The organism is Bradyrhizobium sp. SMVTL-02, from assembly GCF_051853005.1.
Classification (GTDB): domain Bacteria; phylum Pseudomonadota; class Alphaproteobacteria; order Rhizobiales; family Xanthobacteraceae; genus Bradyrhizobium.
This window is the reverse complement of the sequence record NZ_CP182469.1, coordinates 7,953,441-7,980,249: the sequence shown is the minus strand read 5'-3', so window position 1 is coordinate 7,980,249 and position 26,809 is coordinate 7,953,441. Positions and strand designations below refer to the sequence as shown.

The 26,809-nt window shown below is 60.5% G+C and carries 17 protein-coding genes and 7 pseudogenes; 10 read left to right on the top strand and 14 right to left on the bottom strand.

The window, feature by feature from the left end; translation table 11 throughout:
- The first annotated feature begins 8 nt into the window (after positions 1-8).
- The 3 genes from tnpB to ACNJYB_RS38210 all read left to right on the top strand — a co-directional run bounded on the left by tnpB (position 9) and on the right by ACNJYB_RS38210 (position 2,288).
- A complete protein-coding gene (gene tnpB / locus ACNJYB_RS38220; protein ID WP_439371731.1) occupies positions 9-338 on the top strand; it encodes an IS66 family insertion sequence element accessory protein TnpB in 330 nt (109 codons plus the stop codon).
- Between the two features lie 74 nt (positions 339-412).
- Positions 413-1,999, top strand: coding sequence for an IS66 family transposase (gene tnpC / locus ACNJYB_RS38215; protein WP_439371730.1), 1,587 nt, complete (start codon positions 413-415; stop codon positions 1,997-1,999).
- Between the two features lie 43 nt (positions 2,000-2,042).
- Positions 2,043-2,288 (top strand): patatin-like phospholipase family protein, encoded by a 246-nt coding sequence (locus ACNJYB_RS38210; RefSeq protein WP_439371729.1) that lies wholly within the window; start codon positions 2,043-2,045, stop codon positions 2,286-2,288.
- A 125-nt stretch (positions 2,289-2,413) separates the two neighbouring features.
- On the opposite strand, the gene ACNJYB_RS38205 is transcribed toward ACNJYB_RS38210, so the two are convergent.
- Positions 2,414-3,172, bottom strand: coding sequence for a glucose 1-dehydrogenase (locus tag ACNJYB_RS38205; protein WP_439371728.1), 759 nt, complete (start codon positions 3,170-3,172; stop codon positions 2,414-2,416).
- A gap of 885 nt (positions 3,173-4,057) precedes the next feature.
- Between ACNJYB_RS38205 and ACNJYB_RS38200 the strand changes: the two genes are divergently transcribed.
- Positions 4,058-5,326 (top strand): IS256 family transposase, encoded by a 1,269-nt coding sequence (locus tag ACNJYB_RS38200; protein WP_439370872.1) that lies wholly within the window; start codon positions 4,058-4,060, stop codon positions 5,324-5,326.
- 335 nt (positions 5,327-5,661) lie between these two features.
- Positions 5,662-6,438 (top strand): acetoacetate decarboxylase family protein, encoded by a 777-nt coding sequence (locus ACNJYB_RS38195; protein WP_439371727.1) that lies wholly within the window; start codon positions 5,662-5,664, stop codon positions 6,436-6,438.
- Positions 6,439-7,763: 1,325 nt separating this feature from the next.
- On the opposite strand, the gene ACNJYB_RS38190 is transcribed toward ACNJYB_RS38195, so the two are convergent.
- Positions 7,764-9,197, bottom strand: a complete 1,434-nt coding sequence (locus tag ACNJYB_RS38190) for a hypothetical protein (protein WP_271591202.1) — start codon at positions 9,195-9,197, stop codon at positions 7,764-7,766.
- A gap of 384 nt (positions 9,198-9,581) precedes the next feature.
- Positions 9,582-11,987, bottom strand: a complete 2,406-nt coding sequence (locus ACNJYB_RS38185; protein WP_439371726.1) for a DUF3141 domain-containing protein — start codon at positions 11,985-11,987, stop codon at positions 9,582-9,584.
- 603 nt (positions 11,988-12,590) lie between these two features.
- Between ACNJYB_RS38185 and ACNJYB_RS38180 the strand changes: the two are divergent.
- The 3 genes and pseudogenes from ACNJYB_RS38180 (at position 12,591) to ACNJYB_RS38170 (ending at position 17,364) form a co-directional block, all read left to right on the top strand.
- Positions 12,591-13,858: pseudogene (locus ACNJYB_RS38180) on the top strand (IS256 family transposase).
- A 408-nt stretch (positions 13,859-14,266) separates the two neighbouring features.
- Positions 14,267-15,379: an AMP-binding protein gene (locus ACNJYB_RS38175; protein WP_439375750.1), complete on the top strand. Its 1,113-nt coding sequence runs from the start codon at positions 14,267-14,269 to the stop codon at positions 15,377-15,379.
- 209 nt (positions 15,380-15,588) lie between these two features.
- Positions 15,589-17,364 carry an ABC transporter ATP-binding protein gene (locus ACNJYB_RS38170; RefSeq protein ID WP_439375749.1) on the top strand — a complete coding sequence of 592 codons (1,776 nt, stop codon included), beginning with the start codon at positions 15,589-15,591 and terminating at the stop codon, positions 17,362-17,364.
- A 309-nt stretch (positions 17,365-17,673) separates the two neighbouring features.
- Here the strand turns inward: ACNJYB_RS38170 and ACNJYB_RS38165 are convergent, their stop codons facing one another.
- From ACNJYB_RS38165 to ACNJYB_RS38150, 4 genes and pseudogenes are all read right to left on the bottom strand, one after another.
- Complete coding sequence (locus ACNJYB_RS38165; RefSeq protein WP_439375809.1) at positions 17,674-17,865, bottom strand: hypothetical protein; 192 nt, start codon at positions 17,863-17,865, stop codon at positions 17,674-17,676.
- A 2-nt stretch (positions 17,866-17,867) separates the two neighbouring features.
- A pseudogene (locus tag ACNJYB_RS38160) lies at positions 17,868-18,047 on the bottom strand (helix-turn-helix domain-containing protein); the annotation flags it as partial.
- A gap of 224 nt (positions 18,048-18,271) precedes the next feature.
- A pseudogene (locus ACNJYB_RS38155) lies at positions 18,272-18,877 on the bottom strand (transposase); the annotation flags it as partial.
- Positions 18,876-19,058, bottom strand: a pseudogene (locus ACNJYB_RS38150) (transposase); the annotation flags it as partial. The pseudogenes ACNJYB_RS38150 and ACNJYB_RS38155, both read right to left, overlap by 2 nt.
- 79 nt (positions 19,059-19,137) lie before the next feature.
- Between ACNJYB_RS38150 and ACNJYB_RS38145 the strand changes: the two are divergent.
- Positions 19,138-19,350, top strand: a pseudogene (locus ACNJYB_RS38145) (IS256 family transposase); the annotation flags it as partial.
- On the opposite strand, the gene ACNJYB_RS38140 reads toward ACNJYB_RS38145, so the two are convergent.
- The 5 genes and pseudogenes from ACNJYB_RS38140 to ACNJYB_RS38120 all read right to left on the bottom strand — a co-directional run.
- Positions 19,326-19,577: an HpcH/HpaI aldolase/citrate lyase family protein gene (locus ACNJYB_RS38140; protein WP_439371725.1), complete on the bottom strand. Its 252-nt coding sequence runs from the start codon at positions 19,575-19,577 to the stop codon at positions 19,326-19,328. The pseudogene ACNJYB_RS38145 and the gene ACNJYB_RS38140 overlap by 25 nt on opposite strands.
- Positions 19,574-20,668, bottom strand: a complete 1,095-nt coding sequence (locus ACNJYB_RS38135) for a cysteine protease StiP domain-containing protein (protein WP_439371724.1) — start codon at positions 20,666-20,668, stop codon at positions 19,574-19,576. The genes ACNJYB_RS38140 and ACNJYB_RS38135 overlap by 4 nt, the downstream gene beginning before the upstream one ends.
- Complete coding sequence (locus ACNJYB_RS38130; RefSeq protein WP_439371723.1) at positions 20,658-21,407, bottom strand: hypothetical protein; 750 nt, start codon at positions 21,405-21,407, stop codon at positions 20,658-20,660. The genes ACNJYB_RS38135 and ACNJYB_RS38130 overlap by 11 nt, the downstream gene beginning before the upstream one ends.
- Positions 21,404-22,507: a phosphoribosyltransferase domain-containing protein gene (locus ACNJYB_RS38125; RefSeq protein WP_439371722.1), complete on the bottom strand. Its 1,104-nt coding sequence runs from the start codon at positions 22,505-22,507 to the stop codon at positions 21,404-21,406. The genes ACNJYB_RS38130 and ACNJYB_RS38125 overlap by 4 nt, the downstream gene beginning before the upstream one ends.
- 727 nt (positions 22,508-23,234) lie before the next feature.
- Positions 23,235-23,436 (bottom strand): annotated as a pseudogene (locus ACNJYB_RS38120) (IS110 family transposase); the annotation flags it as partial.
- A 213-nt stretch (positions 23,437-23,649) separates the two neighbouring features.
- Here ACNJYB_RS38120 and ACNJYB_RS38115 point away from each other — a divergent pair.
- Positions 23,650-23,877: pseudogene (locus ACNJYB_RS38115) on the top strand (IS256 family transposase); the annotation flags it as partial.
- A 458-nt stretch (positions 23,878-24,335) separates the two neighbouring features.
- On the opposite strand, the gene ACNJYB_RS38110 reads toward ACNJYB_RS38115, so the two are convergent.
- Both ACNJYB_RS38110 and ACNJYB_RS38105 read right to left on the bottom strand, forming a co-directional pair.
- Entirely contained in the window at positions 24,336-25,370 is a 1,035-nt protein-coding gene (locus tag ACNJYB_RS38110; protein WP_271610751.1) for an IS110 family transposase, read from the bottom strand.
- A 179-nt stretch (positions 25,371-25,549) separates the two neighbouring features.
- Positions 25,550-26,763 (bottom strand): IS3 family transposase gene (locus tag ACNJYB_RS38105; protein WP_271580986.1). Its coding sequence is split into 2 segments (ribosomal slippage): positions 25,550-26,487 and positions 26,487-26,763, totalling 1,215 coding nucleotides; the frame shifts between segments, so codons are not numbered across the junction.
- Positions 26,764-26,809: the final 46 nt, after the last annotated feature.

Below are 26,809 nucleotides of genomic sequence, written 5' to 3'. Positions count from 1 at the left end.
CCTCTGGTGTGAAGGTGTTCCTGGCCAGCCATCCGGTCGATTTCCGCAAGGGTATCGATGGCCTTATTGCGCTGGTGCGCGATGCAGGCTCAGATCCGTTCGACGGTGCTCTTTATGTGTTCCGGGCCAAAAGAGCCGACAGAATCAAGATCGCGTGGTGGGATGGCTCCGGCGTGTGCCTCTATTTGAAGCGGCTCGAGAAGGCGAAGTTCTGCTGGCCGCGGATCGGGCATCATCGGGTGCAGATGAATCCGGCGCAGTTGATGGCACTGGTGGATGGGATGGATTGGAAGCGGATCCGGGCTGTGCCGATCAGGCCCCCGGGAATTGTTGGGTAAAAGCACTGCGGCGAAGTGAATCAACCGCCTGAAAGGACGAAAGAAGCGAAGCAAAATGTGCTCTGGTCGGGTCAATGACGCCGCCCGATCTCAGCCTCCCGAATGACGTAGAGACGCTGAAGGCCATGGTTCTTGCCATGGCCAAGAAGGCGGCCCGCGCCGATGCTCTGGAGAGCGAAGTCGCTGATCTCAAGGCCCGCAACGCCGATGCCGATGCGCGCATCGAGCGGTTGACGCAGATCCTGAAGGCCTTCGACCGCGCCCGGTTCGGCCGACGATCGGAGAAGCTCGGCTCGGCGAGCGGCGACGATGAACAGCAGGCCTTTGTCTTCGAGGAGATCGAGTCCGGTATCGCCGCGATCAAGGCCCAGGTCAGCAAGGGTCGTGAGCAAGCGGATGGCGCGCGTGCACCGCGCCGGCGCAAGGGCTTTGCGCCTCATCTGGAACGGATCGAAACTATCGTTGAGCCGGAAGAGCTGGCTGAGCATGCCGGTAAGCAGAAGGTGTTGATCGGCGAGGACGTGTCGGAGCGTCTGGATGTGGTGCCGAAGTTCCGGGTGATCGTCACCCGCCGTCCCAAGTATGCCTTCAAGAATGCGGACGGCGTGATCCAGGCGCCGGCCCCGGCCCATATCATCGAAGGAGGCGTTCCGACGGAAGCGCTTCTCGCCCAGATCGCCGTCGCCAAATATGCCGACGGCCTGCCGCTCTACCGGCAGGAGGCTATCTACGCCCGCGACAAGGTCGAGCTCGACCGTCAGCTGATGGCGCAATGGATGGGCAAGCTCGGCTTCGAGCTCGAGATCGTGGCCGACTACGTCTTCAGCGAGGTCAAGGAGGCCGAACGGGTCTTTGCCGACGAAACCACCTTGCCGACGCTCGCTCCCGGCTCCGGATCGACAAAGACGGCCTACTTATGGGCCTATGCCAGGGATGACCGAACGTTTGGCTGTAGCGGTCCCCCGATGGTGGCTTATCGTTTTGAAGACAGCCGCTCCGGCGAATGCGCGGTCCGGCATCTCAATGGTTATCGCGGCATCCTCCAAGTGGATGGCTATGCCGCCTATAACAAGCTCGCGCGAGATCGCGGCAATGATGGCATCACATTGGCTGGCTGCTGGTCACACAGCAGGCGCAAGTTCTACGAGCTGCATGTTGCAGGGAGCTCAGAAGTGGCAACGGCGACGGTCGAGCGGATGGCAAGGCTCTGGCAGGTCGAGAAATCCGTGCGCGGTCAAAACCCCGACACCCGCGTTGCCGCGCGTCAGCAAGCCTCCGCGGCGGTCGTCGCAGATCTCTTCGATCTCTGGCAGCAGACCTTGCGGCGGATCTCCGGCAAATCAAAACTGGCTGAGGCGATCCGTTATGCCGTCTCGCGCCGTGCCATCTTCGAACGCTTCCTGACCGATGGCCGCATCGAGCTCGACTCCAATATCGTCGAACGCGCCATCAGGCCACAAACAATCACGAGAAAGAATAGCCTCTTCGCTGGCAGCGACGGCGGCGGACGAACCTGGGCGACCATCGCAACGCTGCTGCAGACGGCGAAAATGAATAACGTCGATCCGTTCGCTTGGCTTGCTCTCACGCTTCAGCGTATCGCCAACGGCTGGCCGAGCGGCGAAATCGACGCGCTTATGCCATGGAACGACGCCACCTGACGGCCTCAGCTTGCCGCTTACGTTTCAGAAGCGGGAGAAGCACATGGTGGGACGTCTTCCAGAACGTCGGATTGAACTAAAAGCGCGGCTCGAGAGTGGCGGGCCGCGCAAACGTCTTGCCATCGACGGGGGCGGAATCCGAGGGGGCCTCTCGTTGAAAATTCTAGAGGAAATCGAGCGGTTGCTAACCAAGGCAAGCAACCGCGCCGACTATCGTCTGGCGGACTATTTCGACTATGTCGCCGGAACCAGCACCGGCGGCCGCGCCGGAGAGCGCCGCCAAGCCTGAACCAACGAACCACGCCGTCTTGCTGTCCACGGCTTGCGGAGACGAGCATAGGCTTCGTAGTTCCCACTGCTGTAATACATCACAAGCTCAGATCCTGTTTTATGTGACAATTGGTCAACTTCTAGTCAGAAGATGCTTTCGGGCGCCTGACACTTGTACGGGATGCCAATCGTCAGACCGCCATCGACGACGATTTCGGAACCCGTAAGATAAGAGGACTCGTCACTGAGCAGGAACAACACTACCTGCGACACTTCTGGCGGCTCGGCTGCCCGCCCAAGCGGAATGGGAAAACTGGAACAATCGAAGTCCTTTGTCATCCAAGTGTTGATTAACCCCGGATGGACTGAGTTGATGCGAACCCCAGACGCCGCGGCCTCCAAAGCAGCGGACTTGGTTATGCCCCGCACGCCAAACTTGGAAGCAACGTAGGCGTGAAGCCCTGCACTACCCCTCAGCCCCTCGACCGACGAGATGTTGACGATCGAGCCTCCGCCCGCGCGGCGCATGGCCGGCAGGGCAGTCTGCATTCCCAAAAATACACCGGTGAGATTGACAGCAAGGGTCTTCGTCCACTGCTCGAGCGGAAACTGCTCGATAGGAGCAATACTGGCTATGCCGGCATTGTTAACAAGGCCATGCAGCGCGCCAAACTTGTTCTCCGCAGCCGCGATCGCTTGGCACCATTCCTCTGGCTGAGCAACGTCTTGGTACAGATAGATCGCGGATGCGCCAAGGCCGGCCGCGAAGGCCTCTCCTTCCTTATGAAGAATATCGGTGATCACGACTTTTGCTCCCTCCGCTACCAGCAGGCGCGCATGAGCGGCCCCCATCCCTCGAGCCCCGCCGGTCACCAGAATGACTTTTTCGCTGACACGTCCCATAATTTTGCTTCCTCGACAGTGTGGTGGTGCAAGCTCTTTGCGACATCCACTATGCTCTCAATTGGCCCCTGGTCGATCTGCTGTGTCGCGCTGCGATGCCCGATGGTTGTCGGAGTCCCCGTGTAACTCGGCGTAAAAACCAACTCGATAACGATTTCACGTCGTGGACACGCGTCCGCCGCTCAGGCGTTACCGTCGGAGTGTTGAATTGGCTTCGCGACATTGGGCCACCTTGTTGAGCCCAACAATTCACGACCGAGCTTCCTCCGCAAGATGGGTGTGGACCGCAGGCGACGCAATGCCGGTTCCGCACAGGTGCACGTACTGAGCTCTTGGTGGCTGGCCGCGGGAGTGGGGCGCAGAACGCATGAGGTTCTCCGAGCCTTGCGAATTGGAGTATCCACCCTGTGCAATCGACGCGCCGAGAATCTGATACGAATGCAAACTCCAGCAACTCTTGCAGAGTTGCTACAGCTGTTCCGATCTTCTTACGCGACCTGGGTATCCGCTAGCATGCGTTTCGGGCCATGCACAGCGAAAGCGTTTCGACTTATGAAGGCTTAGTCGAGCCACCCACAACTTTGAGCCATGCGAGCTCCTCATCCGTTTATGTCCCGCTTGATCATGTCGGGCTTTCGACATTCCGCGTCGCCAATCAAACAAGCGGAAAGGCAACAGAAGAAGAGGCGGAGGTTGTCGGCGGCCTCCTCGTACTCCAATTCGACATCTTCAGCCGAGCGAGTCCTATAACGCCCGATGAGGTGCTTGGCATCGACGTTGCAGACGACGAGCTATGCGTGAAGCTGGGTGATGACGGAATGAGATAGGCGGCGTATCGAGGCGGGTGTCGAGCCTGCCAGAACCTCTCAAGGAGAGCGATACGCCATGAACGAGACTAGCAATATTGTTGCCCTTCGTCAGCCCGACGAGATCGACGATCCACTGACCAATATTTTGCGAGCTGGTGCTCGGCAGCTTCTGGCGCAGGCCGTGGAGATCGAAGTCGAGACGTTTCTTGCCACGGTGAAAGATTTGAAGCTTGCCGACGGGCGCGCCCGTGTCGTGCGGCATGGTTACGGCCCGGCTCGAACGATTGCGACCGGCATCGGACCGGTCGAGGTCGCACGGGCGAAGATCCGGGACCGCGGTGCAGCCGGCGATGGCGAGCGGATCCGCTTCAGCTCGGCGATTCTGCCACTATGGGCGCGGCGGACCAGGAGCCTGGATGCGCTGTTGCCGGTGTTGTACCTGCGTGGCATCTCGACGGGCGATTTCCAGGAGGCGCTGACGGCCCTGCTGGGTAAGGACGCGCCGAACCTGTCGCCGGCGGTGATTTCCCGGCTGACGGCCGAATGGCAGGGCGAGTATGAGCGTTGGCAGAAGCGCGATCTCTCGGCGCGGCGGTACGTGTATGTGTGGGCCGATGGCGTCTTCCTGCAGGCACGCATGGAAGACCACGGCGAGTGCATGCTGGTGCTGATCGGCGCGACGCCGGAAGGCAAGAAGGAGTTGATCGGCTTTCAGGTCGGTGTCCGGGAGAGCGCGCAGAGCTGGCGTGAGCTCCTGATCGACGTGAAGCAACGCGGGTTGCAAATCGCCCCGGAAATTGCCGTTGGTGACGGCGCGCTCGGCTTCTGGAAGGCGCTTGACGAGGTGTTTCCCGGCACGCGGCACCAGCGCTGCTGGGTGCACAAGACCGTCAACGTCCTGGACAAGGTCCCGCTCTCGGTGCAGGCCAACATGAAGAAGGACCTGCGCGAAGTCTATTGGGCGCCAAACCGGGCGGCCGCCGAAGTGGCGATCGACGTCTTCGCCGAGAAATACCGCACCAAGTACGGCCGGGCGGTCGAATGCCTCGCAAAGGACCGCGACGCGCTGCTGGCCTTCTACGACTTTCCTGCCGAGCATTGGGATCACTTGCGCACGACCAACCCCATCGAAAGCGTGTTCGCGACCGTGCGACACAGAACCGTGCGAACGAAAGGATCGCTGTCCTCAACGACCGCCAGGCTGATGGTGTTCAAGCTGGTTATCGCCGCATCAAAAAAGTGGCGGCGGCTCAAAGGCACAAATCAGTTGCCGAAGCTCATCGCAGGTGTCAGATTCAACGACGGCATCGAGGTCATCCACATGCCGGCAAACCACGCCGCCTGATCGCCTCGTCACCCAAAATCCTGCATAGCTCGCAGACGACAGATAGAGAGGCCTGTCGAGTAGCGTCATCGTCGGTGAGCACGCTTCGCCGGAATGAACGCACAATCGTCAGGCTCATTCTGAGCACAGAATTGAGGTGCAACGCGCAGAACTGGATGCGTCGTCTGTAAGACGATCGCGATCACCGGATCTATGAGCCGACGGATCACCGAGCCGCATTGGAAGTTGCACATCACAGTCTCTTCAGGAGGCTTCAACAACCTAATACTCTTGGTGAGATGAGTTAGCTGAATCTACAGTTGCGTCCAAACACTCCAAGAGACAGGAGGAATGCGATGCCCGACGTCAAAGGTATTCCGTTTGATGCGCCTCTCTACCGTGGGAGCAAAGGCCGTGGCAGCGCGTTTCTCGGCTGCCAAGCCATAAACCTTGTATTCAGCGTGGGGCACGAGGTCTCGTCTCTATTGCCGAAGGGATTAGTACCTGTAGCAAACCCTTCAATCGCCATTGTGGGGGTCGCGAGCTATCCCTCAAGCACTGTGGGGCCGTACTCGGAGTGCTATTCAGGAATTCAAGTTCGCGATCCCGGCGGTGAAACCGGCTTTTACATTCCTTACATTTACGTGACAACGAATGATGCAGCGCTTGCCTCGGGGCGAGAGGTTCTTGGTGCTCCAAAAAAGCTGGCGCACATTACTCTGATTAGAGAAGCTGGCCTAATTCAGGGTACGCTCGAGCGTCCAGCTGGCAAGCGCCTGCTGACTCTTACCGCTCAACCGGACGAGCGCATGAGCTCGAGTTCGCAACAGATGTTTTCTGCGCGGACGTATTTCTACTCGGTTCGGCATCTGCCCCCCATCAATGAGCGCGGGAAGGGTGCAGTAACGCAGCTCGTCAAATGGTGCACCGCGCGAACGTTGCGACGCGACGAGCTTGGCGAAGAAGTTCAGTTTACTGGACCCACCTCCTTAACTTACGACTCACCCTCCGTTGTCGATCCCGTGCACAATATTGCACTTGGCGAACCCGTGCTCGGCACATACGAGGAGTATGACGCCAAGCTCGAGGTCATTGATATCCTTTCGGAAACCGCAACTCCAGGTAAACAGTGATCGATAAGCTTAAGGAGTTCATACAATCCTGAGTTCAGCCCCGGGCTCTCGGCATCCCCACTAATGGGCCATTACAGCATCGCATCGATCTCCGCGTCGCTGTAGACATGGGGCTTGGCGCGCTTTCATCGGGGCAGCATGCCGTGCAATGACCGATCTGCACTGCGCACCCGATAAGTACCTGAGCATGCGCAAGGGGCTGGGATACAAGTGTGAGCACCAGACCCGTCGGCTCGCCGACTTCATTGCCTTCTGGAGAAGCGCAAAGCCAGGATCATCACCAAGAAGCTGGCAATGGAATGGGCAATGCCGCCGCCCGATCGGCATGCATCCTGGGCGCCGCGATTGAGCGACGTGCGCGGGTTCGCGCGCCATGTCGCCAACTTCGACTCCGAGAGCGGAGGTGTCGCCCGTCGCCTCTCTTGCCGCAGCAACTGTCCGATCTCCGAAAGGTCGCCGCAGATCGGAGAAGCTCTGTACTGAGACTATGTCGGAAGATATGGGCGCAGCGTTGGGCGCGCCTTCGATTTTAACGCGATAGAGGGTGGCCTTGGCGTATCGCGCATCCAAAAACAAGGCCGACGTGTGGCGCGAGTGTGCGGACGAACAGCCGTGGGCACGAGGACTTTGGGCGGCCATTGCGCAGATATGCAACGATAGCCGCGCCAATGTCTGGCAGTATCGCGGCCCTTGGCGCGAACGAGTATCTCGCTGGAGCGCCAGTCCATATCATCGCGCGTGCTCGTCGGCCCACAGGCCGGAGCTTGGCCAACGGCAACAGAATGGCGCAATCGCGCCGTCCCATCACCGTCTTTCGGTCGCAACCGTCAAGAGCCTTCCGCACCTGAGCGGTAGGCAGATAGGTCGGTAGAGTTGCGAGCCTCCATCGGCGCATCTGATGGAACACAGTCCCCCAACGAGCGCGAGTTCAGCCCTCGATGGTGGAGGTAACGGAGAAAGGCAGGCAACGACCAGCACATCGCCTTGCGTGTTCCCGGGCTCCAATCCGGGCGTGGCGCTCAACGTAGCCGATCACGTCCTCTTGGCTGATCTTGCACAGGGCGGCAGCGCCGCCGGAGCACACCTCGTGCAGGAACCTGCGGATGACTGGGAGATGGCGGACGATGGACTTCGGGCCCAACCGGCGCTCTGATCGCAGATAGACATGAAAAGGGCGCTGTTGGGACGCAGAGGGATCAACGTTAATTAGTCGAATTGTCACGACTGAAGATCATGAAGGGACATCAGCATGTTGGATTAGGCTACGCTAAAGGCCCGCGCTACATGCTCTGGTCCTCATATGGGTCAGAGCGACGGCAAGCGGTTTACCGCCAGAGCGATGAGCTGCAAGCCAGAATACCAATCGCGCGCAGCGCGGCAGCCGCCTTCGCCAGTGGTGTGACAACCTTGACGGTGCCGATTTCCTTGCTGGACATAGCGTCGACTCGTTGCAGCAGTCTCGCGAAGCTGGCTATTTGTCTCTCCAGGAGAGCGATGTCAACGTAGTCGCCCGGTTCCGTACTTAATAGGTACTGCGGCACGGTGACGAGCGCGATGTTTGGGATGCCTTTTAGGTAGAGCGGCTGGCCTTCGCCGAACTGAATGAGTGCGTTTGGGGCCGACACTCTCGGCGCCTTCCCGGTTGTACGCCACTCTGATTCGATAAGCGCCGTCAGCTCCGGGTTGGAGGCGTAGAGCAGTTCGGGTTCAGGGTTGCCTGTCGGGCCATAGTTGTTTTTGAGAGGATCATCAAGGTATTCCCGAGCACCGAGGTGCTCGATCACCAGACCTGCCACTGCGTGGCGATTTCTCGGACCACCGGCCCACCACTGCGGGTGGTCCCGCAACCAGCGCGAAGTGGCTTGGCCATGATCGGTGACCGCCGGGATTCGGAGGTGTCCAGCGGTTAACAGGAAGACGGCTGTGCGTGCCAACGGTTGAGCGACCACTTGGCGCGCGAGTTCGACCAAACCGATGTGGCCGTTCTCCTCGAGAATATTTGTACCGTCGCTGTGGCTTACCACGAGGATAGTTTCGTACGGGGCGCTGTTACCTTCCACCGCGGCCCATATTGTTCGCATAGTGCTGTCTCGCTCGATCACGGCGTCGACGACGAGCGTCGCCCGCCTGCCCCTTGAGGCGGCGTCCAGCACGAAGCCGGCCTCGTCTCCAGCCACGAAGACGCCTGGAATGTCCTGGTAGGGCAACGTGAACGGTAAATACTGCCCTTTGGCGTTAGAAGGGCTAATGCCGCGCCAGGCGAAGATCACGGCCTCAACGCCAGCTCGTCGAGCACGCGTCAGACCAAGGCCGGCGATTGTCGTAGGCAGCAGCGGCATAGTGGTCTTGCCCCATGCATGCGCCCGATCCCAAGTCTTGACCACCGCACTAAACGGGAACTCACGATTGCGGACCTCGATGACCGCAATTCTGCCGCGTGCTTTGGTCCATCGCGGTATTGGACCACGCAATCTGTACAACTGCTTCTCGGTCCCAAGCGGGCCGGTGATCCCGGAGTAGGGAAAGACCGAAGAGATCTCTACGTCGCGCCCGTCGATCTTAAGGCGCAGACGGTTCGGGTTCTCGGCAGGCATGCTCCAGCGATCGAAATGCAAGACGTCCTCGTGAACCCGCATACCGAACCCCGCCCACTGCTGTTTGACATGCTCGACAAGTTGGTCGTGGGTCTTTGAGCCCGAGACTCGGGAGCCAAGGGACTCTAGGTACATCAACTCGGCGCGGATGGTATCGTGGTCCAAGACGAAGCCTCCATTCTTGCGGAGCCCGGCGGTAAAAAAGTGGCCCAACAACCTATATCGGAGCGACGCCACTCGATTGGCCGACTCCAGCGGCGGCTGGTTCTTTGCAAGGGGGGCCGCATCGGTATCCGCTCCCTTCTTTCCTCAATCCAATTCTTGAACTTTCGGGGCCGCCGTTACGATCAGCGCTCAGGATACGGAACACACAATATGGCTCGCGTCGAGCATGTTTGGCCGATCCGGCGAGGGGCGTCAGAGTACTATGTGCAGGACGAACTGGCTTCAAATCATGGGCCAACTACGAGGCGCATAGACATTGCCCTCATTTGCCACGCCTGACATCCTCAAGCCGACGGTCGTCCTTTCGTCCCAAGCATCGGCGCTTTACTCAGCCTCCATTTCCGCCAACGGATTTTCTGTAACATCGGCAGTGATTGGCGGTTGCTGAAGCACCTGAGCAAACCGCAATAGCAGGTCGATCGTGCTCGGCGACATTTCCGCAATGGGACCGGGTATATAGCATGCGACCAGGTAGGCGCGCCGCCGCTCCTCGGACTCATCCAGCAGCAACGGCAGCGTCTCGATTGCTTGCTCCCGTTCCAAGGTGGCGATAATGGTCTGCTGGCGCGTGATTGCAGTCAGACGGTCAGAAGGTACGGAGCGGAATGGCTCGTTCTGCGTCAGGACGCGTGACCAGCGATCTAGACGATCGCGACGGATACCGCCGCGATCGGTCACAAGCAGCGCCATCATACGGATGAGGGCCTCGATGAAGCCGCCGGTCGCGATCATCTTAAGCGCAAACTGAACGTCCGGGCGCGACCGCAATTCTTCGGGCGTCATTTGCCTCGGGATCACCTCGTAGGGACTACCAAAGTAGCGCTGAAAAGGAGTGTTCCACATGCTGTGGAACAGCAGCTCATAAATCATATCGCGCAGGTCGCGCCAGAAGATAATGGCCTCTGCAATGTGCTGCACATACAGTGCTTCCGCAAGCAGGAATGGATTATCCACTCTGGCCTTTGCTCGAGACCGACGAACCTGTTCGGTCATCGACTTCAAGCCAGTCAGCATCAGATTTCGCGAAGAAATTACCGCTCGCGACAGGCGCTCCGGGTGAACAGTTCGACTGGCGTCGGCCGTGAAGCTTGTGACTGCCGCTCTTACGAAGGGGCGGCCGATCGTGTGATAGATCTGTGCCTGCAGTTGAGAAGTGCGGTGAACCGCGTCGAAAGGAAACTCGTCACGATAGTTGTCATTCAATGCCCGGATGTCCTTGAAGCTGCGTTCGACCAGCTCAACACTGAAAGTTTTCCGCCCATCATGCTCTTGAATATCCTTGACGCACATTTCGTAGAGTCCGGGCATCAACGCTTCGATCGCTTCGAAAGTGGTTGCGACTTGCCTGAACTCTCTATTGACAACTTTTGAAGAGACGAAGATGCCGAGGTGTCCAATGTCATTATGCACCATATAGATAATGTGTTGGCCGCGAACGCGGATTTCCTCCTCGTTCTCATAAATATCTGTGATCCAATTCAGGGCCTGCTGCGGCGGAGTAACGTTGTCGCCATGGCTGGCAAACACGACGATCGGTGCCCGAATTTGCTTGAGATCCACGTGCTGACGCTCCGATCCCAAATAGGCCTTGTTTTTGCCGAGCCGGTTGCCGATGAACAGGTTTTCCAGGATCCAACAGATCTCGTTCTCGTGCAGCAGGCAGAAACTGCTCCACCACTTCTCGCTGGCAAGGAAGCTTCCGCGCGCCGTGTCCACGTCGCGGAAAAGCTCAGCGTACTTTAGGAACAGTCGCTCGGGATTGAGCAATTCGAAATTATGTATGAGGTTGGCCCCATCAAACATGCCCTTGCCGAGATCGCACAGAAACATTGGGATCCAGACTCCGCCGTATATGCCAGCAATGTAGCGGAAAGTATTATCGCCGATGTTTCCCGACACAGCCGTCACTGGCGATCCATTGATGACAATGGGTCCTGTCAAGTCAGGGTTTGTTGCGGCCATGACGAGGGTCGCCCAGCCTGCTTGGCAGTTGCCAACAACGGCGGGGAGAGGGGCGCGCGGATGCCGGCGCGCCACTTCCCGAACAAACGCCGCTTCGGCGCAGGCAACATAGGAAAGATGTTGATCCTGCTCCGGCTCGCGGCGGAAGCCCACCATATAAACGGGATGACCTTCGCGCAATACGACGCCGACCTGACTATCTGGTGCGTGGGCGCCGACACCCGCAGTGTGTCCCGCACGCGGAGGGATGATAACAAAGGGCCGACGACGGGAGTAATCGGCCGTAACGTCTTGGGGCGGGATGATGCGTAGCAATACAAAGTTGGACTTTATGGGAAGATCCCGCCCGTCCATGATCGTTTCGTACTTGTAGAAAAGAGCGGGTGGACAGCCTGCCGCCTCATGTTCAAGGAAGATGTCGCCGCTTTCTCGGAGAAGATCCATTAGCAATATGGTGCGCTGGCTGGCATCGCGGATGTATTCGCGCCAGGAAACGCCAATCTGTCCATTCTCACGCAGATTCCGCAGATCTTTGGCCAGACGTTCGCCGCTTGCCAAGAGCTCGGGCAGGAGCATAAAGACCCTTTCGCAGCTGCGCTTGACCCGCAGTGTCCACCCGATTTGCAGAACGTTGATGGTCCTGGCACCTGCCTCTATCATGCGATCGGCGTGGGCTCTGAATGGGCTGTGGGTGAGCGCGTGCTCGAGTTCTGCACGTTGCGCTTTCATTGACTGGGCCAGGTTGGAGCGCTGGAACGAGTCAGACATGGCCTGACCTCCTATCTTCTAGAGTAGATGCCGCCCCGTGATACTGAATTGCGCTGTGGTGCCGGATTGCCTATCTATGGCGTCTCTCATCTGGCGAACTGCTCGCAAGCGAGGTCAAAGTGTGACCAAGAAAGCGTAACCTCAAGAATACGTTGTGCGAGCAGGGTGGCTTTCCACCAGGTTCCCAGTCTCTCTATGCAAAGCCGATGCCAAGCATCTAGCGTAATGGAGAGACAAAGACCGCGAAGCAACTTCCGTCGTTTTGTTCTGCTGCGCATCTTTGTCCGATAGAAACCAAGGCTGTCAGAGATCGGACGCTGCGGGTGATCTTTGTTAGACAGCCGACGTCTTTACATCCCCCTTGCAGGACCTCGCGAGCCGTGTAGCCGAGACAAAGCGAGAATAGAGTTGGCAGTGTGGGACGATGCAGCGTCGATCGGAGCGCACCGGCTTCGAGAAAACCTTATCCCGCGGACCGCGCTACCGACTTTGGACCGGTTCAACCGGAGCTATGGCGGAATCTGGGTGATGACGGTGTGAGGAAGGCGGCGTATCGAGGCGGGTGACGAGCCTGCCAGAACCTCTTGAGGAGAGCGATACGCCATGACCGAGACTACCAATGTTCTTGCTTTCCGTCAGCCGTCCGCGGTTGATGATCCACTGACCGATATCGTTCGAGCCGGCGCGCGGGACCTGCTTGCTAGGGCGATCGAGATCGAGGTTGGGGCGTTTCTGGCCAGCACGGCCAATCTGACGCTGCCCGACGGTCGAGCGCGCCTGGTCCGACATGGGCACGGTCCGGTGCGCGAGATTGCGACCGGCATCGGTCCGGTGGAGGTCGCTCGTCCCAAGGTCCGCGACCGCGGAGCGAGCGGGCCAGGCGACCGCCTCCGCTTCAGTTCGGCAATCCTGCCGCTATGGGCGCGGCGGACGAAGAGCCTGGATGCCTTGATCCCGGTCCTCTATTTGCGCGGCATCTCGACCGGCGACTTCCAGGAGGCGCTCTCGGCGCTGCTCGGCAAGGATGCGCCGAACCTGTCGCCTTCGGTGATCGCCGGCCTGAAGGCCGATTGGCAGGTCGAGTACGAACGCTGGCAGAGACGCGATCTGTCGGCGCGTCGCTATGTCTACATCTGGGCCGATGGCGTGTACCTGCAGGCCCGCATGGAAGATCACAGCGAATGCATGCTGGTGCTGATTGGTACCACGCCGGAAGGCAGAAAGGAGCTGATCGGCTTCCAGGTCGGCGTGCGCGAGAGCGCGCAGAGCTGGCGCGAACTCCTGATCGACCTGCGGCAACGCGGGTTACGGATTGCCCCGCAACTCGCCATCGGCGACGGCGCCCTCGGCTTCTGGAAGGCACTGGACGAGGCCTTTCCCGGCACGCGGCACCAACGATGCTGGTGCCATAAAGTAAGCAACGTACTCGACAAGGTCGCCAAATCCGTGCAGGGCACCATGAAGAACGACCTGCGGAACATCTATCTGGCCCCACACCGGGCCGAAGCTGAAACCGCGATCGACGTCTTCGTCGAAAAATACCACGTCAAATACGAACGTGCGGTGGAGTGCCTGATCAAGGATCGCCACGCGCTGCTCGCCTTCTTCGACTTCCCTGCCGAGCATTGGATCCACCTACGCAGCTCGAACCCGATCGAGAGCGTCTTCGCCACGGTGCGCCACCGAACGGTGCGGACCAAGGGATCGTGTCGCAACAAACCGCGAAGCTGATGGTGTTCAAGCTCATCGACGCCGCGTCGAAGACCTGGCGGCGATTGAAGAGCACGAACCAGTTGCCGAAAGTCATCGCCGGTGTAAAGTTCATCGACGGAATCGAAGTCATTCCGAACACTGAAAGCCACGCCGCCTGATCAGGCCGCGTCACCCAAAATCAGCCATAGCTCATCCAACACTCCGTCGGACGTAATGAAATGCCATCTGGATTTCGCGGAGCGGCTCTGGTCGAAATTGATCAGCGAAGGCTGAGAGATAAGATCACTAAGGCCGACCCGTCATGTGCGGCACGGTAAGCAATACGAACACTTCAGTTCTCACTCGGGCAAGAACCGCTAGACGCTATTAAGCTGTGTCATCTCCAAGACATCGATGTCCGAAGCTCGACTGCAAGTCGGGAACACCCTGTCAACGCAGCGAGAGGCGCGTTGTGTCACGAGGAAACGCTCGTCGAACACTATTTGGCACATCCATTGCTTAAGATGCAAAGGGAACCCGTCACGATCGTCGCGACCCAAGTCTAAGGGTTCAGTTTGGTCGATTGGATGCATTTGCTAAATTCGCTTGCTGTTGTTGCCGATGCCGAGCAGCCGGTTGGGCGGATTGAGGTACTGTCAGTCGCCGAGCGCACGTATCTGCTGGAGGATCTGAACCGGACGGCGGTGACGTATCCTGAACAGCAGTGCATCCATGAGCTGTTCGAGGCCCAGGTGCGCCAGGCGCCGGATGTTGTGGCGGAGGTCTATCAGGACCAGCGCGTCAGCTATGGCGAGCTCAATGCGCGGGCAAACCAGCTGGCGCATCATCTGATCGCCCTCGGGGTGTCGCCGGACGAGCAGGTGGCGATCTGCGTTGCGCGCAGCGTGGCGATGGTGGTCCGGCTGCTGGCGATCCTTAACGCGGGTGGCGCCTATCATCCGCTGGATCCGGCCTATCCGTCGGCGCGGCTGCACCAGGTGCTGGCGCCCCACCTGCTGCTGGCCGACGCGGCCGGACGATCCGCGCTGGGCGGCGAGGCGCTACGCGATTTGACGGTGGTGGATCTGGCGGCAGCGACGCCGGAATGGGCCAATCTCCCGGCGTCGGATCCGGACCCGCGTGCGCTCGGCCTGACCTCGCGCCACCTCGCCTACGTGATCTACACCTCAGGATCCACCGGATCACCCAAGGGGGTCATGGTCGAGCATCGCGGCCTGGTCAATCTCATAGCATGGCATGTGCAAGCGTTGTGTCCGCAACCAGAATCCTGCTGCGCACTCACGGCTGGACCAGCATTCGATGCCAGCACGTGGGAGCTATGGTCTGCGTTATGTAACCGCAGCACATCGCTGCTGCCGCCCAGAGCGGCAGCAGCAGATTCCTTGCGTCTGCTGCAATGGTGGCGAGATCAATCGCTGGCCGTTTCATTTTTGATCACGCCACTGGCTACACTCGCGCTGGAAGATAAGCTCATCAATTCCAGATTGGAGTACTTGCTTGTTGGCGGGGATCGTCTCCCACGTTTGCCTGCGTCTCTACCAGCGGCTCTCAAGCTCATAAACAACTACGGCCCTACCGAAGGGACGGTACACCCGCCTGTTCGCAATCGGACCGCCGATCGTCTCAACGACAGTCTCTCCCCGCCGCATGCAAATCCACGTCGCAAATTCGGACAGTAGCTTGAGTGGATCTCGGAGGAGCACGCAAAGCGTGAGGCGCTTCAGCTCAGCGGTTACGCCAGGAGTGGGTGGAATGGTTAGAAGACTTCGGCCGCAGCCCAAAGACTACGGGCATTTATCGCATCCCTCGGACGGCGCGCCAAGCATTGTGCACATCGGGTTTGGAGCGAACGGTTTTTACACAGTGTGCGCCGCAAGCCCCTAGCGCCATGAGCAGTCAAGATAACAAACGCCTCGTCGCAATCGGCGTGGTTCTCCCGTTTGCGTTGGAGCACTGGCTGAAGCAGCCAGTCCGTGCCATTGTTGTCCTGGTCGGCTTCTTGGGGGCGACGGTTGCCGATCTGTTCATGCCGGTCTATTCCGGCCGTCTAGTGGACGCATTGACCTCGGTCCCCTCCGACCAGGCGGCGCGACATGCGGCACTGATTGCGTTCGCTAGCACCCTCGCGCTTGGTCTGCTCTCGATTGTACTGCGGTTTATGGGCTTGCAGGCGATCGTGCCGTTCACGCTGAAGACCATGTCAGATGTGGCCCGTGGGGGCTTCATGCGAGTACAGCGCTTCTCAACGGACTGGCACGCAAACTCGTTCGCCGGCTCGACCGTGCGCAAGATCACCCGCGGCATGTGGGCGCTCGAACTGCTTAATCATACGATCCTGACGGCATTGTTGCCGTCTCTCGCGGTGCTCGTGGGCTCGACGATCCTGCTCGGCCTGCATTGGCTCGAGCTCGGCGCCGTGTTCGGCTTCGGCGCAGTTATCTATGTCGCCATGACGGCGGCATTCACGATCGGCTACATCGCGCCGGCGGCGCGCGTCTCCAACGCCTGGGACAGCAAAGTCAGCGGCACGCTAGCGGACGCACTCACCTGCAATACTGTGGTGAAATCCTTCGGTGCTGCGGCGCGTGAGGATGCGCGGTTTGACGGGGTGGTCAGACGCTGGCGGGCGCGGGTGCAGCGCACCTGGCTGCGGTCCAACTGCACGAGCACGGTGCAGCAGATGATGCTCTTGTGCTTTCGTGCTTCGGTGATCGGTGGCGCCATCCTCCTGTGGATAGCGGGGCGGACCTCTCCAGGCGACGTCACTTATGTGTTGACGAGCTATTACATTATTCACGCTTATTTGCGGGACGTTGGGATGCACATCAACAATCTGCAGCGCTCGGTGAACGACATGGGGGAACTGGTTACGATCTATGGCGAGCCGATCGGCATTATCGATGCTCCCGACGCCAAGCCGATCAAAATTCACTCTGGGAGGATCACGTTCGAGAACGTCACCTTCCTCTATCACGGCGATCGCGTGCCGCTCTACGACGGACTGTCGATCAACATCCGCGCCGGCGAGCGGATCGGTCTCGTGGGCCGCTCCGGCTCCGGCAAGACCACGTTCGTCAAGCTGCTTCAGCGGCTCTACGACGTCTCCGGCGGCCGGATCCTGATCGACGGCCAGGACGTTGCGAAAGCCAAGCAGCAGTCGCTGCGCAGCCAGATCGCGATCGTGGAGCAGGAGCCAATCCTGTTTCACCGCTCGTTGGCTGAAAACATCGCCTATGGCCGACCCGGCGCCAGCATGGCCGCGATCAAGGACGCGGCGAGGCTCGCCCATGCGCATGACTTCATCATACGACCGCCGAAGGGCTACGGCACGCTGGTGGGCGAGTGGGGCGTAAATCTGTCGGGCGGCGAGCGGCAGCGCATTGCGCTCGCGCGCGCGTTCCTTGCCGATGCGCCAGTGTTGATCCTGGATGAGGCGACGTCGAGCCTGGATTCAGAATCGGAAGCGCTAATCCAAGAGGCGATGGAACGGCTAATGAAGGACCGCACCTCGATCGTAATCGCGCACCGCCTGTCGACGGTGCGCGGGCTAGACCGCATCCTGGTGTTCGATCGTGGCGAGATCGTCGAGCAGGGCACGCATCCGGCACTGACCGTGCAACCCGGCGGCATCTATCGCAGTCTGTTCGAACGGCAGGCCGTCTAGTGTCCTGAACCAGAATTTCGCAACATCGCGTCGTGCTGTGCCGGGGCATTGGAACGGCAGAAACGCTCGATAGAAGCAAAGAAGTCGTCGGCTGACTTGGTCCACCGGAACAGCTTGGGATCAGCGTTGTGTCGTTCGATGAACGAGGCGATGTCCGACCTGAGGGCGGCCCGGTCGCAATGTCGAGGGCGGCGAACAGCGATGTGGTGCCGTGCCTTTTGCAGTCATGGCTCCTTCGAGCCGGCTGACCGGGACGCACCGGCAGCATCGGCTGACTGCGGTCCAGCGCCTGGATTTGGGATTTTTCGTCTACACACAGAACGATGCATGTGCCGGCGGTGAGATGTAAAGGCCGACGACGTCGCGCACCTTGGCGACGAAGTTCGGATCGGTCGAGAGCTTGAATGTCTCCAGCCGGTGCGGCTGGAGCCCGAAGGCCCGCTGCGTTGCACCGTCGACACCGACAGGCCGCTGGCCTTCTCTATGCCCCGAGAACTCCAATGAGTGGCGTTCTCGGGGCAGCTTACCAGCGTCCTCACGATCACTGCTTCGATGCGACCATCGTCAATGCTGCGCGGTGCGCCCGAGCGCGGCTCATCGTGCAGCCCGGCCACGCGCTGCTCCACAAAGCGCCGCCGCCATTTGCCTACCGTCCCGCGCTCCAGGCCCAGCTTGGCTGCCACTTCCTTATTCTGACCGCCTTCTGCACAGGTCAGCACGATCCGCGCTGTGAGAGCCAGCGCCTGCGCCGTCTTTCGCCGCGTTGTCAGGCTGGCCGCATCTTCTTAGGCCTAATCTAGGTGTCTAGTCCCAAGCTTAGATGGTGCATTCTTGTTGCACGATTCGAAGGAGGAGATGTCCCGATCGGTGTTGAACTACGTCGGGCCGACGTTGCCGGAACGAATGATTACGCGGCCCTCGTGACATGGGCAACGGGCTTGATCGTCATGCGATCGTGGTGAGCTTGAAGGGCCGCACGCAGAAGCGACAATTGCTTATGCGCCTTCAATCGTCGGAAGCCCTTGTTGGCCTCGATCATGCCGGCCGCGACCCATCGCAAGGCCATACTGGCATCCCGCCAGCGTTTGACGTTGCGCGTGACGCGGCGAATGGTGCCCATCATGTTCTCGGCGATGTTGGTACAGGCGAGCGATCGACGAAGCTCCTTCGGCAGCTTCAACCGGACGACGGTCAGGATTTCGTCGAGGCCTTCGAGGATGCTCGCCGCTACGCCGGGCCATTGCTGGTCGAGTCGACGCGCGAGATTGCGGATCAATCTTTCAGCCTTGTCGGCGTCATCGAGCTCCCAGGCCTGGCGCAGCACCCGACGGGTGGCCGCATGATGCTGTTTTGGCAGGCGTTCCATGATGTTGCGCGCCTTGTGGATCTGGCAGCGCTGGATCGCAGCGGCCGAACCAAAGTTGCGGCGGATGGCCTTCGACAACGCCTTCGCGCCGTCGGCGATGAACAGTCTTGGCACCGTCGGGTCGAGCCCGCGCGAGACCAAGTTGTCGCCTGATCTTCTTGTCGGTAAGAAGCGCGAAGAAGCGCTCGACCTGATTGAGCCATGACGAACTGGTCGGGGTCAGGTGCACATGCCATCGCGGCCGTTTGGCCAGCCATTTCCCGATCAGCGGGGTCTTGTGAGTGGCGCAGTTATCCATGACGAGATGGACGTCGAGTTGGCTGGGCACAGCTCACCCTGGTCGGATCGGCCGTCCGATTGCGAACACGCGCGACGGATTGGCCATAATCACCCGCGCCACGAATGGCGCCGCCGTGCGCCACCGCACGATCCGGTCGAAAGGTTGCCTGTTCAACAGGACGGCGCACGCGATGGTCTTAAAACTTCTTGAGGCCGCGCAGAAAAGCTGGCGTCGTCTCGATGGCCACAACCAGTTGCCAAAACTCGTTATCCATGTGACATTCAACGGCGGGATCATCGCCAAACCGACTGACCGTCAGCCCACAACCACCGCCGCCTGACCGGCTCGGCCGTCAACAAAATTTGGCGTTAGCTCGGAACGAAGGAATGCCGAAAGCCAGGTGAGTGCGACCGGCAGGTCCCGTTCGAGCACGGCATTGTCAAGACACAGCCGGGCGAACCGGAGGCCGGGTAGGCGCTTGGCGCCGAGCAACGCATCGGCCAGATCCGCGCGGGTGCAGGGCATATACAAGATGACGCCGAGGGCGAGGGCGGAAGCCCGGCTCATGCGTCGTCGCCCAGGCTACGGATAATTGCGACCGCCCGATACTGCGATTCCCCACTCAGCGTATCGACCGGAATGGCATGCGCGGCGGCGAGATGGAGCAAGTGCCCCACATCGGCGTCCTCGAAATCGCGAACCAGCAGCCGTTCCGGCACCCGCCGCAGCAGGGCGCGCGTCGCTTCGGCTATGCCGGGCTTGATCCGGTTGCGGTCACGCGTTCCGCTTTGCGCCAGCAACTGCCGCATCATCGCCTCGCATTCCTGTTTCAGCGCCGCTCGGCGGGCGCCGTGCCCGTCTACCGGTTGCGGTATCGCCGCAGCGGCCAACGGCGCGATTGTGTCCACGAAGGCACGTGAGAGATCAGCACCGGCATATTGCGGGTAGGTGACACAGGCGTGGAAATCGCCCGGCCCCACCAACGCGGCGTTGAGGATCGAGCGACTGACCAGGCCCGAAACGATGCCGTTCAGCAAGCCCGAGGCGATCAGATAATCATCCGCCGTCGCGGCGATGTCTGCCTGTCCTGCAGGGTCAGCGATCACGGCTAAGTCCGGTGTGAAGCCGAATGACGCATTGGCCAGGGCCGCGCGAAGTTCGCCGGCAATCGCGCCCTTGCCGGTCCAGCCATCGACAAACACCGCGTCGCGCGGATCGTGCCGGCCGGCGATATGCGCGAGCGCGACGCGGTCGACACCCCGATCGCGGATAATACTGATTGAATAATGGGCTGCGCGATGTCCGTGCGCCCGTAAGGTCCGCGCGAGCAAGACGCCGATCGGCGTCCCCGCACGCGCCAGCGAGACGATTACCAGCTCGCGCCCCGGCCTGCGTGCGGCGAGCTGCGTAGCGAGGGTGGCGACATCCTGCGCCAAGCGGGCACCGTTCCGCGCAAGCGCGGCGTGATAGAGGGATAGATAGCTGTCGTCCGGCACCCTCTCCGGCGGGATCATCTCCGAATAGTGGTGGCGGCCGGACTGGATCGCCGCTTCCTTTTCCGCGACGGAAGTCGGGGCCATTACCACTGGCTTGAGCAGGAAGGTGACGTCGGCCGGGTCGTAGCTGCCCGAAAACGGGGGCGCGACCTCAGTCCGCATGGAACATGCCGCCGGCCAGCTGCGAACGGGTGGGCATCATGGCGAAATCGCAAAGGCCCATGAAGGGCGCATCGGTGCGGCTGTCGCCGATGCCGATCACCGGCGCATCAGGGAAGCGTGCGCGGAGGCCGGGTAGGATATATGCCACCGCATGGGCCTTGCCGAGATAGGGTGGCGTCAGCGCCACGTTGTTGCCGTTGCGGTGGTCCGTCCAGCCCTTGGGCAAGGACGGCACGGCAGCGTCGACCACCGCAAAAAGTGCCGCGACATCCGCATCTTCATGCTTGGCCAAGGTGTAGAGCGGCAGCGCGTCCTCGACCAGCACACGGGCGTTGACCGCGATGCCGCGGTCGCGCGCCATGCGCCTGATCGCCTCCGCGAGGCTAGCAAGCTGCGACGCGAAGGGCGCGGCGCGGTCGGCGATCGTCGCAGCCCAGTCCAGGTCGACCTGACCGCTGTCATCCAGCACGACGCCGCCATGCGCGCACACCGCTGCGCGGAATGGAATGCGCGCCCGGCGCAATGCGTCCAGGCTGCGGGCGGTGACGGGGACGAGATGCGTCGTATCGGCCAGCCATTCCAGGAACTGCATCTGCCGCGGGGTCGCATAGCTCAGCGGCGATCCGTCGCGCGCGAAGCCCAGCGGCGTCAACCGGTCGGCCGGCAAATCGGGCGGGCATTTGCGTAGCGTCTGGAACAGCGTGTCGTCCAGATCGACCAGGGCGATGGCACGCGTCATGCCGTCCAGCCGATCAGTTCGGCACGGAGAGCGGCAATCAGCCCGGGGTCGATTGTCACCGCGCCGGTCTCATGCGCGATCCAGTTCGCGCGTCCATCGGCGCGGTCGGCATTGTAGAGGTAATTGGGCACGCCCGTTCCATAATTGTCAGCAAAGCGGAGCTTGGTCGCCATCGCGGCACCGGGGAGTGCGGGGCTTCGGCTGGTCGCCTGCACGACGACATCATGCCCTTCTTCTGCGAGGCGTTCCGCCAGCAGGAAGGGGGGATAGGTGAACTCGCCGGTTCCGATGATCCGCAGTGGGCCGAGGATCTCGGGCACAGCGGTATCGGGTTCGGGCACGACGGGCCAGTCGAGTCCCAGCCGACCGAAATTGCGATGCGTCGCCATGCGCCCGAGTGAAGCGGCAGCGGTATCGAACGCGCTGTTGAGCACCGTCGTCGTCTCCTGCGTCCACTCCATGCGTCCGCGCAGCAGCGCCGCGATGCACGTGGGACGCGGCATGCGTGCTTGCCACGTCTTGCCGGCCGACCAGTCGGTCAGCGTCGCTACCGCCATTGCTTCGATCCGCGGCCAAGCAGTGGCGAGCGCCTGGGCCAGGTTGCAAAGGGTCGTTCCTGTCGAGATCTCGTCGTCGACCAATACCAGTGATCGCGGCTGCGGAAGCGCCGGCCTGTAGATCAGATGCGCGGAGGCATGGCTGTGCGGTTCTTCGAAGCGGCACAGCAACGGATGATCCAGTTGCTGTCGCGTCGAATGCAAGAAGTGGATGTCGACCCGGCCCGTTGCGAGGCGAAATTCCTCGTGCACCGTCTGGGCAAGGCACACGGCGGTCTCGGCCAGGCCGGCGACGAGCACCGGCCCCGGCAGATCGTCAGGAAGCCGCGCCGCGAGATCGCGGGCGCTCTGCCGCATCATCTGCGGCGTGGCGGGCAAATAGCGCCCTAGGACGCGGGATACGACCAGGAAACCCCGCCGCGGATTTTCGCGCGCCGCAAACGCGCAAAGACTTTCCAGCGGCCAGACCGCCTTTTCCACGGCGATATCGAGCCGGCCCGTAGCCAACTGGATCGACTGGGTCTTGTCGGCGGCGGTCAACATTCGCAGGTGACGTGCGCGATCATGTAGCGGGCTTGGCGGACAACGTCTGCGCGGCCAAGCAGCGATTCGTACGCCCTCTGCGGCTGAATGCCAAACGAATCGAGGAAGCTGAGCATCAAGTGGGCTCCACAGTGCTTGAGCGATAGCTCGCGATCGCCACAACTGCGATTGCAGGGTTAGCTAAGGCTACTAATGCGCATTCTCCCCGGCAGGGATCTGGGATCTAACTAGCAATGAGTGTGCCACCAGAGAATTTGCGCAAAAGTGTTTCAATAGAGATAGAAAGGTGTGCCTCGCCGGTGCGGATCCAGAGGCTCGGCGTCGAGTTGCGGACGATGTGTGATCGACCTGGCACTGGCCCAGATGAATACGACGACACCGGCATCAGCTTGCTGCGCGACCAGTCTAAGACAACCGGCTATATGCGAGTTGATAGGATCGAGCACTTTCAACTGCAGCACACGGCGCTCGCATCATGCCGGTCCAGAACCTACCGCCTCGCCATGTGCTGCCTTCGAGTAATCCAAACTGATTGAGCTAGCGTGAGAATGTTAGCAGTCGCACGCGGTTGTCAGCTTTGCGTCCATTGTCGTCGACCCGATGCTCGCCATCCCCGTAGGATTAGCCTTTTCGGTCCGGCACGCCGGTTGCTCTGTTTTTGGCACCCTTACCCACCAGCGTATGGACTGGGTGCGGCGGCAAAGGACCAGGACCTTTCAAAATAACGTCAGGCCGGCGCGTTGCTCCAGTGGAATGATGTGCCGTCGCCCCAGATGCAGTGGACGATGACAGCGACCTTGCGGGCGATGGCGACCTTTGCCTTTTTCATGCCGATCCGCTTCGCAGGTTTCATTCCCCAGGCTTTGAGGGAGGACCATTTCATTGTTCGATAAAGCAGAAACGGTCGCTGCCTCGTAAAGGCACGTTCGGATGGGCGACACGACAACTACGGATCCGCGCTCACGGCGCAACCGGGCTAGTCGTAGAGGCGGCCAGCTACTAACTCGAGCTCGCAGCTCATCGTACGCATCGGCCTGCCCACACTTTCGTGCTCCCGGTGCCTCTGTCCCGGATGGTCGCACCATACGCCACGATCTTGAAAGCCGCAGCCGAACATCAGCACCGAGGATCTTATACCGGTTACGAATCCGATCGAGAGCGTGTTCGCCACGGTGCGACACAGGACAGTTCGGACCAAGGGATCGTTGTCGCCACAGACAGCCAGGTTGATGGTGTTCAAGCTGATCGATGCAGCCTCGAAAACCTGGCGTCGATTGAAGGGCACAAATCAGTTGCCGAAGCTCATCGCCGGTGTCAGATTCGCTGACGGCATCGAGGTCATTCCGACCCAGCACAGCCACGCCGCCTGATCGGCTCCGTCACCCAGATTCAGTCATAGCTCCACTCGCTGGCGATGGTCGTTTAAGGTTTTCAGTAGGGGATAGCCGCGATCAGGCCTTCGAGGAAGGCCGAGGCTGTGTGCGGCCATTTCCAACAGAGAGATCCTACCAGATTCAGGAGGTGATCAGCCTCTCGGTCTACGATATTGGACGCGCATCTACACGCGCGCTTCTGTAATGGGCCCGATGATGTCAAGCCTCCCGAGTGAACGCCACGCCGCCGAGCTCATGCTTCTGTTCGTGGTCGACGCCTGGCCGCCACATCATGCTGTCAGAGGGAGCGGTGAGCCTATCTAGATACGCGTGGTTCGTCGGACGACGGCCACTGGGCGTGTAACGGCTTCACCGCATCCACCGTCCCGGCGACGGGACTTCGGGCACCGGGCTTCAGTTCATCCCGGTTGCGTTCTCGATCTCCTCCACGTCTTCTATGCTGCGATTGAGCCCGCTTCGGCCCATCGGTAAGTCGTGCCATCGACCCAGATCCGATGCAGGATCACTGCGAGCTTGCGTGCCAAGGCGACCTTTGCGCGCTTCGAGCCTCTCCGCTTGGCGACGTCCATCCCCCAGCGTTTGAGTTTTGAGAACCGCGTGATGCGCGATAACAGAACGTTGGCGGCTTCATACAAGGCCGTCCGCACCGTCTCATCGCCGGCCAGCGTGATTCCGCCCGTGACGTCCTTTTCTCCCGATTGATATTTCTTTGGCGTGAGCCCGAACAGCGCGCCTGCTGCCTTTGACTTTACAATGCGATGAGGATCATCAAGCGCCGATTTGTAGGTGATGGCCACCAGGGGGCCAACGCCTGGTACTGTCATAAGCCGGCGGCAGACTGCATCATCACGCACAATTGCCAGCACAGCCTTGTGTAGTCTTCCGTATTCTGCCTTCAGGGCCGATCGTGCCGAAAGCATCGCACCAGCAATGCGCTCCAATGTCGCCTGGCCTGCAACCAACTCTCGAATCCGCGCTTCAAAATTTCTTCGCGTCACCGGGCCAACCTTCAGACCGAAGCCGCGCAAAATCCCTCGGATACTTAATTCTACATCGATCAGCCGCCCGAGAAGCTGTTTGCGTGCGATCAGGAGTGCCCGGATCTCTTGCGCATCAACCGACTTTGCGTGTACCTGCCGAAACCATCCCATCCGGATCAACTGGGCGATCCCGCGGGCATCCTTGCGATCCGTCTTGACCGTCATTGCAGATAATGCGGCCTTCACGTGCCGCGTTTCCAGCAGAACTGTTTCAAATCCTGCACCTTTCAGGCCTGCATGCAGCCATTGCGACAGCGGCCCAGCCTCCAGCCCGATCCGCTTCACTGCAAAGCCGAGCGTCTCAAAAAAGTCAACTAAGGCGTCGGGTTCGCTTGCGACCTTCGCTTCCTTCAGGATCTTACCCTGGGCGTCCACAACACACACGCTCGACAGTTCCAATGACACGTCGATTCCGGCATAATTCTCCACGGCTGTCCTCCGTCTCCAGATGCTTGGGGCCGACTCAAGTCGTGACCCCGTTTCATCATCTATCGGGGGACAGCCACCATCATGACCCCTTGCTCCGGAGCCGGGTGAAATGGACCCGCGGAGCGGGACCGCTTGAACCGGTTTGTTAGTTGGAAACTGACCGCTCCTGATCCTTTCTATCACGCTGCCAGAGACTCTGTCTGCTGCTGTTGCTGTGGGCATGTGGTCAACGCGTCAGCGTTGTCCACCATGTCCACAGCCTTCGCGGCCTGCATCCGTTCGCGCCAGACCGCCATCGGCGTGCGATAGCCGAGGGACTGATGAAGGCGACGATCATTGTAGAAGGCGATCCAGCTCGCGATCCCTGCCTTGGCCTCGCGGCCGTCGGCATAGCCCTTGAGATAGATGTCCTCATGCTTGAGAGACCGCCACAGCCGCTCGATGAAGACGTTGTCCATCCAACGACCGCGGCCATCCATGGAGATCTTGATCTTTGCGGCCGCCAGCGCGCCGGTGAAGGCCACGCTGGTGAACTGGCTGCCCTGGTCGGTGTTGAAAATCTCCGGCGTGCCGTACTTCGCCAGCGCCTCTTCCAGAGCCGCCACGCAGAACGAGACGTCCATCGTGTTCGATAACCGCCACGCCAGAACCGCACGGCTCGCCCAGTCGATGATGGCGACGAGATAAAGAAAGCCGCGGCCGATGGGCAGATACGTGATGTCGGCCGCCCACACCTGGTTTGGCCGGTCGATCGTCATGTTGCGCAGCAGATAGGGATAGATCTTGTGGCCCGGCGCCGGCTTTGTCGTGTTCGGCCTTGGTCCCAGCGCCGCGATGCCCATCTTGCGCATCAACCGCTGCACACGCTTGCGATTGACCTGAAGCCCCTCAGCCTTCAGCATCGCGGTCATTCGCCGCGAGCCCAGGAACGGCCAGGCGGTGAACAGCTCGTCGAGGCGCCGCATCAGGGCGAGGTCGTTGTCGTTGGCCGGCCGTGGCGGCCGGTAGACCCCAGAGCGGGCGATACCAAGCAACATGCATTGCCGGCGAATCGACAGCGCCATGTCGGCGCGATCGAGCATTCCTCGACGGTCCGGCGTGCTCATTTTCCGGACCTCCGCGCTAAAAAATCGCGCTCGACTGTCAGTTGTCCAATCTTGGCGTGCAGCTTCTCGATCTCTCGTTCGCGAGCGTCCTCGCTCTCCCGCCCGACACCCGCGTCAAAGGCCCGGGCCGCCTGGTCCAGTAGCTGCTTCTTCCAGGCATAGATCTGGTTCGGGTGAACCTCATAGCGCTGGGCCAGATCGGCCACCGTCGTCTGCTCCCGCACGGCTTCCAGCGCGATCTTTGCCTTCAGTGCCGCGTCGATCTTGCGTCTCGTCTTCGTTGTCATCATGCGCTCCGTCTATCAAACGGAGCAGCCCCTTCCAACTAAGCAC